A 553-nucleotide genomic window follows, 5' to 3' on the forward strand; every position below is an offset into this window, starting at 1 on the left:
TTTCATCGCCAGCTTCACGTTCATATTGTCGCCCGCGTAGTTGCCGTACAGGCAGGCGATGCCTGCACCGTGATCGGCCGCGCGAAAGGCGTAGAAAAAGCTCTTGGCAGTAGGCGAGGAAAAGATCTCGCCGACCGCTACCGCATCTACCAGCCCTGGACCGACATAGCCGAGAAAGGCCGGTTCATGACCCGAGCCGCCGCCGGTAACGATACCGACGCGCCCTTGCTCCGAAGGCCGGTTTTTGCTGATGACCCGTGGATTACTGTCACTCTGTGTCAGTTCGGGGTGCGCGACCAGAATGCCGCGCAGCATGTCCTCGACCACCTGGTCCGGATCGTTTATCACTCGGTTCATAACGCAATTTCCTGTGTTCTTTTTATAAGGATCGGGTGGGTCAAGGTTGCAGAACGACCTTCAATGATTTGTCGCCACGCTCCATGACCGCGAACGCCTCCTTGAACTCCGCCAGGGGGAATTTGTGCGTGACGACATCGCGCATGTCGATCTTGCGATTGCCGATAAAGTCGATGGTACGCGGGTACATGTAAGG

Annotated in this window: 1 protein-coding gene and 1 pseudogene; both read right to left on the bottom strand. The window is 57.0% G+C overall.

The features are described 5' to 3' along the window. Positions 1 to 357, bottom strand: a 357-nt coding sequence (locus ALO43_RS20245) for a dihydroxyacetone kinase subunit DhaK (RefSeq protein WP_174518515.1), incomplete at its 3' end; no start/stop codon positions are given. Positions 358 to 397: 40 nt separating this feature from the next. Continuing rightward, positions 398 to 553, bottom strand: a pseudogene (locus ALO43_RS30330) (erythritol/L-threitol dehydrogenase); the annotation flags it as partial.

Source organism: Pseudomonas tremae, assembly GCF_001401155.1.
GTDB lineage: Bacteria > Pseudomonadota > Gammaproteobacteria > Pseudomonadales > Pseudomonadaceae > Aquipseudomonas > Aquipseudomonas tremae.